Annotated in this window: 6 protein-coding genes; 2 read left to right on the forward strand and 4 right to left on the reverse strand. The window is 74.1% G+C overall.

What is annotated here, in order from left to right; all coding sequences use genetic code 11:
* Window positions 1–55: 55 nt before the first annotated feature.
* Window positions 56–1486, reverse strand: a complete 1431-nt coding sequence (gene lpdA, locus V6U77_RS25405; protein WP_334609212.1) for a dihydrolipoyl dehydrogenase — start codon at window positions 1484–1486, stop codon at window positions 56–58.
* 141 nt (window positions 1487–1627) lie between these two features.
* Here lpdA and V6U77_RS25410 point away from each other — a divergent pair, with 141 nt between their 5' ends.
* Window positions 1628–1957 carry a hypothetical protein gene (locus V6U77_RS25410; RefSeq protein WP_121400443.1) on the forward strand — a complete coding sequence of 110 codons (330 nt, stop codon included), beginning with the start codon at window positions 1628–1630 and terminating at the stop codon, window positions 1955–1957.
* 70 nt (window positions 1958–2027) lie between these two features.
* On the opposite strand, the gene V6U77_RS25415 is transcribed toward V6U77_RS25410, so the two are convergent.
* Window positions 2028–3599: a leucyl aminopeptidase gene (locus tag V6U77_RS25415; protein WP_334609214.1), complete on the reverse strand. Its 1572-nt coding sequence runs from the start codon at window positions 3597–3599 to the stop codon at window positions 2028–2030.
* A gap of 161 nt (window positions 3600–3760) precedes the next feature.
* Between V6U77_RS25415 and gcvT the strand changes: the two genes are divergently transcribed.
* Window positions 3761–4897, forward strand: coding sequence for a glycine cleavage system aminomethyltransferase GcvT (gene gcvT / locus V6U77_RS25420; RefSeq protein WP_334609215.1), 1137 nt, complete (start codon window positions 3761–3763; stop codon window positions 4895–4897).
* A gap of 44 nt (window positions 4898–4941) precedes the next feature.
* Here the strand turns inward: gcvT and V6U77_RS25425 are convergent, their stop codons facing one another.
* Together V6U77_RS25425 and V6U77_RS25430 are read right to left on the reverse strand one after the other, a co-directional pair.
* Complete coding sequence (locus V6U77_RS25425) at window positions 4942–6237, reverse strand: DUF2314 domain-containing protein (protein WP_334609216.1); 1296 nt, start codon at window positions 6235–6237, stop codon at window positions 4942–4944.
* A gap of 66 nt (window positions 6238–6303) precedes the next feature.
* A partial coding sequence (locus tag V6U77_RS25430; RefSeq protein WP_334609217.1) for an adenosylcobinamide-GDP ribazoletransferase occupies window positions 6304–6694 on the reverse strand: 391 nt, incomplete at its 5' end.

Consider the following 6694-nt stretch of genomic DNA (forward strand, 5'->3'; position numbering starts at 1 on the left):
CCTTCATTCCCCTGGTGGGATCATCGCCCGTCGCCGGACGCCGCGGTTGTCGTGATCAGGCGTGTGCGTGCAGCGGCTTGCCGGCGAGCGCCAGGTGCGCCTCGCCCAGGGCCTCGTTCTGCGTCGGGTGGGCGTGCACGAGCTGCGCCACCTCGGCCGGGTACGCCTCCCAGTTGTAGATGAGCTGGGCCTCGCCGACCATCTCGCCGACCCGGGCGCCGACCATGTGCACGCCGACCACGGGGCCGTCCTCCACCCGGACGAGCTTGACGAAGCCGGCCGTCTTGAGGATCTGGCTCTTGCCGTTGCCGCCCAGGTTGTAGTTGTAGGTCTTGACCTTGTCGGCGCCGTACTGCTCCTTGGCCTTCGCCTCGGTCAGGCCGACCGACGCCAGCTCGGGGTCGGAGTAGGTGACGCGGGGGATGCCGACCTCGTCGATGACCGCCGGGTTCTGCCCGGCGATCTCCTCGGCGACGAAGATGCCCTGCTGGAAGCCCCGGTGGGCGAGCTGGAGGCCGGGCACGATGTCGCCGACGGCGTAGACGTTCGGCACGCTGGTGCGCAGCCGCTCGTCGGTCAGCACGTAACCGCGGTCCATCTTGACGCCCTGCTCCTCGTAACCGAGGTCGGCGGTGTTCGGGCCGCGGCCGACGGCGACCAGCAGCAGCTCCGCCTCGACGGTGTCACCGCCGGCGATGGTGACCTTGACGCCCTTGTCGGTCTTCTCGACCTTCTCGAAGGGCTTGCCGACCTTGAAGTTGATCTTCCGCTTCCGGAACGCCCGCTCCAGCGCCTTCGAGGACTCCTCGTCCTCGGCCGCGACCAGCCGGGGGAGCGCCTCGATGATCGTGACGTCCACCCCGAAGGACTTCCACACGCTGGCGAACTCGACGCCGATCACGCCGCCGCCGAGCACGATCGCGGAGGCCGGCACCCGGTCGAGGGTGAGCGCGTGGTCGCTGGTGATGACCCGCTCGCCGTCGACCTCCAGGCCGGGCAGGCTCTTGGCGTACGAGCCGGAGGCCAGCACGACGTTGCGGCCGGTGTAGCGCTTGCCGTCGACCTCGACGACGTTCTTGCCGACGAGCTTGCCGTGGCCCTCGACGATGGTGATCGCCTTGTTGCCCTTGAGCATGCCCTGCAGGCCCTTGTAGAGCCGGGAGATGACGCCGTCCTTGTAGGCGTTGACCCCCGCCATGTCGATGCCGACCAGCTCGGCCTTCACGCCGAACTGCTCCGACTCGCGCGTCTGGTCGGCGATCTCGGCCGCGTGCAGCAGCGCCTTGGTCGGGATGCAGCCGTTGTGCAGGCAGGTGCCGCCGAGCTTGCCCTTCTCGACCAGCGCGACCTTCAGGCCCAGCTGGACGGCACGCAGGGCGGTCGCGTAGCCGCCGCTGCCACCTCCGAGGATGACGATGTCGAAGGTTGCGTCGTTCGGCTCGCTCACGTCCAACTCCCAGGTCGCGTCACTGCTTCGGGGGGTCACGGCGGGGTAACACGGGCACACCCCACCTCGGTCATCTTGTCACCACCGCCCGCCGCCCGCGTACTGAGGTGCCCAACGACACGTCCGTGACACGTACTCTTGGCACTGGCCTCGACGACGGACCGAAGGGGGAGACGCTCGGTGGGACTGTTCCGGCGCCGCAAGAAGACGCGGGCGGTCAGCCTCGACCGCGCCGCCGACCGTGCCGACCTGGAGCACCTCGAGGGCTTCGTGCGCAGCCGCCGCGGGGTGGAGGCGTACATCGAGCCGCGGACCACCGTCACCGAGACCACGGTCATGCTGATCGCCGACGACGGAGAGTGGACCCGCCGCCGCATCGACGGCCCCGACGGGGCGCGCCGCTTCGCGTACCGGATGGGCATCCCGGTCTACGACGTGCGGCTGATGGGCTACCCGCAGCGGATGCGCGACTACAACGAGCGCCGCAAGCGCCGCCCCGAGCTCTTCTGACCCGGCGGCCGTCGACCGGCGGGAACGCGCGGGGCCCCCTCGCCGAACGAGGGGGCCCCGCGCGCGTACGTCAGCCGTTGGCGGCGACGTCCTCGACGAGCTGGACCAGCGTGCGCACCGGCACGCCCGTGCCGCCCTTGGTCCAGTAACCGGTCGGCTCGGCCGCGTGGTAGCTCGGCCCGGCGATGTCGATGTGCGCCCAGGCGACGTCGGAGGTGACGAACTCCCGCAGGAACACCCCGCCCTGCAGCATGTGCCCGGCCCGGTCCATGATCGCGTTGACCTGGGAGATGTCGGCCACGTCGGAGTCCATGCCCTTGCGCACGTCGTCCGGCAGCGGCATCGGCCAGGCCGGCTCGCCGACCGCGTCGCCGGTGGTGCGGACCCGCTCGCACAGCTCGGGGGTGCCCATGACGCCGGCGATCCGCTTGCCCAGCGCGACGACCTGCCCGCCCGTGAGGGTGGAGGTCTCGAAGAGGTAGTCGCACCCGTCCTCGCAGGCCCGCGCGATGGCGTCGGCCAGGATCATCCGGCCCTCGGCGTCGGTGTTGAGCACCTCCACCTTCTTGCCGTTGTACATGGTGATCACGTCACCCGGCCGGTAGGACCGCCCGGACGGCATGTTCTCCGCCATCGGCAGGTACGCCGTCACGGCCACCGAGGGCTTGAGCGCGGCGATCGCCAGCATGGTCGCGGCCACCGCGGCGGCACCGCCCATGTCGGACTTCATCTCCCACATGCCCTGCGCCGGCTTGATCGAGATGCCGCCGGTGTCGAAGGTGATGCCCTTGCCGACCAGCGCCACCCGCTTGCCGTTGCCGCCGCCGGCCGGGGTGTAGGTCAGCTTCACCAGCCGCGGCGGGGCCTCCGAGCCCTGCCCGACGGCGATGATGCCGCCGTATCCGCCGGCGGCCAGGGCCGCCTCGTCGAGGACCTCGACCGACAGGCCGGCCTCCCGGGCGGCGTCCGCCACCGAGTCGGCGAACGACGGCGGGCGCAGCTCGTTGGGGGCCGTGTTGACCCAGTCCCGGCTGCGCCGGACCGCGCCGCCGACCACCTGGGCGCGGGCGATCTCGGCCTGGGCGCCGGCGTCACCGGCGTCCGGCACGGCGATGAGCACCTCGGCGACCGGCTCGCGCCGCGACGGCTGCGGCCGGGTCTTGTAGCCGGCGAAGCGGTAGCCGCCGAGCAGCGCGCCCTCCGCCACCGCGCGCAGCGCCGCCGGGGCGTCCGCGTCGTCCGGCAGCGGCAGCGCGAGCGCCACCCGCGGCGCGCCCGCGAGCGCCCGTACGGCCGCACCGGCGGCCCGGCGCAGGGTCTCCGGAGCCGGGGCGGCGCCGGTCGGCTCGCCGCCGAGCCCGACGGCCGCGACCACCGGGGCCGTGACCGTGCCCAGCGTGGCCAGCTTGATCACCTCGCCGGGGGCGCCGGTCGCGCCGAGCAGGGCCAGCGTCTCGGTCAGCTTGCCGTCGAAGGCGGCGGCGATGCTCTCCGCGCCGCTGGCCAGCAGCAGGGTGCCGGCCAGGCCGGTGGTGGCGGCCTGCTCTCCGGTCTGGCTGTGCACGCCGATCACGATCGCGTCGACGGCGAGTTCGGCGGGGTCGGTGTCGACCAGGCTCAGGGTGGTGCTGGGCGATGTCACTGAAGCTACTCCGGGCGGGCCGGGCCGGTCGCGTCGTCGCGTACCGGCGATGGAGGTCTCCGGCGGAACGTACCCGTCGGAGGTCGGGGCTGTCCCGCCGACGACTCCGACGGGTCCCGCCGATGCTAACCAGCCGTGCAGCTCCCGGTAAGTTCCCACCCATGACCGACGTGACCTCCGACGCCGCCGCGACCCGGCTGCGCCGTTCTCCGCTGCACGAGCGGCACACCGCTCGCGGCGCCAAGTTCGCCCCGTTCGGTGGCTGGGAGATGCCGCTGGAGTACGCCGGGGGCGGGGTGCTGAAGGAACACACCTCGGTGCGGACCGGGGTGGGCGTCTTCGACGTCTCCCACCTGGGCAAGGCGCGGGTGACCGGGCCGGGCGCGGCGGAGTTCGTCAACGCCTGCCTCAGCAACGACCTGGGCCGCATCGGGCCGGGCCGGGCGCAGTACACCCTCTGCTGCGACGACGCCACCGGCGGCGTGGTGGACGACATCATCGCCTACCTGCACGCCGACGAGCACGTCTTCCTCATCCCGAACGCCGCGAACACCGCCGAGGTGGTGCGCCGGCTGCGCGCCGCCGCCCCGGCGTCGGTCACGGTCACCGACGAGCACGAGGCGTACGCGGTCCTCGCCGTGCAGGGTCCGCGCTCGGCCGAGCTGCTCGGCGCGCTCGGCCTGCCGACCGACCACGACTACATGAGCTTCTCGACCGCGACCCTCAACGGCGCCGCCGGGCCGGTCGAGCTGACCGTGTGCCGCACCGGCTACACCGGGGAGCTGGGCTACGAGCTGGTGGTGCCGGCGGCCGACGCGGTCGCGGTCTGGGACGCGCTCTTCGCGGCGGACCCCGAGCTGCGCGCCTGCGGGCTGGCCGCCCGGGACACCCTGCGCACCGAGATGGGATACCCGCTGCACGGCCAGGACCTGTCGCCGGAGATCACCCCGGTGCAGGCCCGCTCCGGCTGGGCGGTCGGCTGGGACAAGCCGGCGTTCTGGGGCCGCGACGCGCTGCTCGCGGAGAAGGCCGCCGGCCCGAGGCGTACGCTGCGCGGCCTGGCGGCGGTCGACCGGGCGATCCCGCGCCCCGGCATGACGGTGCACGTCGGCGACGCGCAGGTGGGCACGATCACCAGCGGCACGTTCTCGCCCACCCTCAAGCAGGGCGTCGCCCTGGCGCTGCTGGACACCGCCGCGAAGCTCGCCGACGGCGACGTGGTCGAGGTCGACATCCGCGGCCGTCGTGCCCGGATGCGCCTCACCCGCCCCCCGTTCGTCACCCCCTCGGTGCGCTGACCCCAGGGCGCACGCGGGGGCGGGGCGTTCGCCGGCGCCCCGGGTCAGACCGGGGGGCCGGGGCGTTCGCCGGCGTCGAGGACGGCCTGCGTCCAGCCGCCCTCGATGACGCCGGTGCCGTCGAGCACGGCCCAGTCGACGACGTCGGTGGCCTCCACGACGACCGGCGAGCCGATCCGCACCGTCGGGTCGGTGTCGGCGTCGCTGGCGCTGGCCGCCTCGATCCGCTCCGGCGTGTCCCACGAGGTCACCCCGGCCCACACGAACTCCGGGCCGTCGTCGCCGGGCAGGCCGTACTTGACCACGAGCTGCGTCTCCGGCGGTAGCTGGCCGGCGAGGAACCGGGCCCGGATGTCGCCCAGCCCGGCGCGTGCGGTGGCGACCGCCCGGGTCATCGCGTCGCCCGAGCGCGCGTAGCGCACGTCCGGTCGGATGCCGGCGAAGAGGGTCGCGCAGGCGGTGGCGTAGTAGCGGCCCTCCGGCCCCGCGTGCCCGGCGGGCGGGCGCAGGCTGAGGAACGAGTCGGCGTCCGGATCGGTGGCCGGGTCCAGCTCCAGCCGTAGCAGCACCGGGGCCGTCGCGCCGTGCTGTTCCGGATTGCCGTACGCCACCGCGATGTCGTGCCCGGTCACCGTGGCCAGCACCGGAAGCTGCACGAACGCCGGCACCTCCTCGCCGGAGAGCCCGTCGGTCCAGTCCCGCAGCAGCCGCCGGGCCGCACCGGTCATCACCGCGCCCCAGGCCCGGGTCAGGTGGTCCGGTACGCCCTGGGTCTGCAACTCCAGCAGCCCGAAGCGGCGCAGCCCCTTCGTGGTGAACCAGAGCCCCTCGGCGTCGGACGAGTAGGGCACCAGCACCCAGTCGACCAGCCGGATCCGCCCCTGGGCGTCGGGCAGCGAGCGCAGCGCCGTCGCCGGGTCGAGGAACTGCAGGCCGAACACGTCCACCACGTCGCCGTCGACGGACTCCGCGACGGCGGCGGCCACCGCCCGGGCGGCCCACTCGTGCGCCGGCGGCCAGCCGGGCCGGTACTCGGCCTGCACCACGACGAGGTGGCTCGCGGCGGCCAGCCGGGCCAGCTGCGCCTCGGTGGCGCCGAACGCGGTGAGCAGATCCGGCGGCAGCTCGGGGAACTCCGCGATCGGCCGGGTGTCCACGCTCATCAACGGGCTGTCGAGCATCTGCCGCGCCAGCCCGTGCACCGGCTCGGCCAGCCGGCCGGCGAGGCGTGCCACGGCGGTCTTCGCGCTCACCTTCGGCAGCCCCGTCATGGGCACCAGGTAGGTCGCGCTCAGCGACTCCGGAACCGGTACGGGCAGGAAGTCGTCCGTGATGAGCATGTCGTCCCCCGGTTGGCCGCGCCGGTGCTGTCGTGGGAGAACGCTACCCGGCGCGGTGTGCCCCGTTCAGCCGGACAGCACCACTCCCAGGTAGACCAGCGTGGTGACCACCTCCACGGTCGCGCCCAGCACGTCGCCGGTGACACCGCCGAGGCGGCGTACCACGTGCCGCAGCAGCCCCACCGCGACGGCGAGGGCGGCGGCGACGGCGACCGGCCCCTGCCACGGGCGGCCCGGCACGGCCGCGAGCGCCGGCAGCGCGACGGCGACCGCCCCGGCGGCCAGGGCGAGCGGCCCGACGGTGCCCGCGACGAGCGCGCCGAGCCCCTCCGGGCGGGCGGCCGGCACCCCGCGCCGGCAGGCGAGCGCCACCCCGAGCCGGGCGGCCGCGCTCGCCACGGCCACCGCCGCGAGCGCGGCCGGCCACGACCCCCCCGTCAGCTCCGCGAGGGCCGCC

Source organism: Micromonospora sp. CPCC 205546 (assembly GCF_036902715.1).
Lineage (GTDB): Bacteria > Actinomycetota > Actinomycetes > Mycobacteriales > Micromonosporaceae > Micromonospora.